This is a genomic window from Blastomonas sp. (assembly GCF_041747255.1).
GTDB lineage: Bacteria > Pseudomonadota > Alphaproteobacteria > Sphingomonadales > Sphingomonadaceae > Blastomonas.
Window position 1 is genome coordinate 1 of sequence record NZ_JBGTFM010000438.1, and the last position, 1,604, is coordinate 1,604.

The 1,604-nt window shown below is 60.5% G+C and carries 3 protein-coding genes and 1 pseudogene; 3 read left to right on the forward strand and 1 reads right to left on the reverse strand.

The annotated features are described in order from the left end of the window. The 3 genes and pseudogenes from ACEW8G_RS14690 to ACEW8G_RS14700 form a co-directional block, all read left to right on the forward strand. Positions 1-235: pseudogene (locus ACEW8G_RS14690) on the forward strand (DUF3035 domain-containing protein); the annotation flags it as partial. Positions 236-298: 63 nt separating this feature from the next. Then, complete coding sequence (locus tag ACEW8G_RS14695) at positions 299-577, forward strand: type II toxin-antitoxin system Phd/YefM family antitoxin (protein WP_373489147.1); 279 nt, start codon at positions 299-301, stop codon at positions 575-577. Next, complete coding sequence (locus ACEW8G_RS14700; RefSeq protein ID WP_373489148.1) at positions 574-960, forward strand: type II toxin-antitoxin system VapC family toxin; 387 nt, start codon at positions 574-576, stop codon at positions 958-960. Before ACEW8G_RS14695 ends, ACEW8G_RS14700 begins: the two co-directional genes overlap by 4 nt. A 7-nt stretch (positions 961-967) precedes the next feature. Here ACEW8G_RS14700 and ACEW8G_RS14705 read toward each other — a convergent pair. Continuing rightward, positions 968-1,604 (reverse strand): transketolase C-terminal domain-containing protein (locus ACEW8G_RS14705; protein ID WP_373489149.1); only part of this gene is annotated, 637 nt, incomplete at its 5' end.

The window sequence follows — 1,604 nt, forward strand, 5'->3', positions numbered from 1 at the left end:
TCCGCAATCGACAAGCGCCAGCCAGCAGGCGCTTGACGTATTGTTCGGCGGCCCGCAACCGCGCAGCGCAGTTGAGGGCGCCGCCCTGGACCGCGCCGGCAATGCCGATGCCGCGATCCGCTCCTCGGTCGGTGACCCGCAAACGCAAACGACCGACAAGGGCGCCACCACCCGCGACATCGTCGCAGCGCCTGAAGGCGACGGGCAGGACGCACGGGCGTCTACGCCGGAGTAAGGCCGTGATTGCCTGATATATGGCAATGGCGTAGTATGACCGGACCCAACAAGGCTGGCCTTTATGCTGATCGTCAACATTCATGATGCCAAAACCCGGCTTTCGGAACTCATTGCGCTTGCGATGAAAGGGGAGCCTTTCATCATATCCAAAGCAGGCAAGCCGATGGTGCGGGTGGAGGCTATCGCGCCTGTCGATCAAGCCTTGCCCAAAGCCGAACCAGAACCAGATCGATCATCCGATTGGGGCATGGGGTCTTTGCGGGGGCAATTCACTGTCCCGGACGATTTTGACACGATGGCAAAAGACGACATTGAAGCTATATTTTATGGCAAGCCGTGAAATATCTTCCGGATACTCAAATCATGCTCTGGTTTTTAGCCGAGCCTGAAAAACTTCCAGATTCAGTGATCGCAGACCTGAACGAAGCGGCACCTGCCCCGCTGTTCAGTGCGGTTTCGATCTGGGAGGTCGCAATAAAGCAGTCGCTTGGGCGCGCGGACTTTAAAGCCGACGCCGAGACGGTTCGTGCGCAGCTATTGCTTGCCGGGTGGCAAGAACTCGCATTCACTGGCATGCATGCAGCGCAGATCGCTTCGCTGCCCAACATTCACAAAGATCCGTTTGATCGCGCACTGTTAGCACAGGCCCTCGTCGAAGAAGCAGTGCTGCTCACCAGCGATGCAATACTGGCCAGCTATCCAGGGCCAGTGCGCCAGGTCTAACTGACACTCAAGCCCGCGCCCCGTCCCCTACAACCGCCACGCCCGTGCTGTTGTGGCGCAGCGCTTTTAACACGGTGGCGACGATGGCGTCGGCGTCGAGGCCGGCTTCGGCATATTGCTTTTCGGGCTTTTCCTGGTCCTGGAACACATCGGGCAGGCGCATCGTGCGCAGCTTGAGGCCGGTGTCGATCAGCCCTGAGTCAGACGCCATGGTCAATACGTGCGCGCCGAGCCCGCCGATGCTACCCTCCTCGATGGTCACGCACACCTCGTGGGTGGTGAGCAGCTTGCGGATCAGGGCTTCGTCAAGCGGCTTGGCAAAGCGCAGGTCAGCGACTGTGGTCGAGAGCCCCTTGGCCTCAAGCACATCGGCAGCCTTTTGCGCCTCGGCCAAGCGGGTGCCGAGCGAGAGGATGGCGACCTTTTTGCCTTCGCGGACAATCCGGCCCTTGCCGATTTCCAGCCGTTCGGGCACTTCCGGCATCGCAACACCGGTACCGTTACCGCGCGGATAGCGGAAGGCAATCGGGCCGCTGTCGTGGCAGGCGGCGGTATAGGTCATGTGGACCAGCTCTGCCTCATCCGCCGCCGCCATCACCACCATGTTGGGCAACGTGGCGAGATAGGTGACATCGAATGACCCC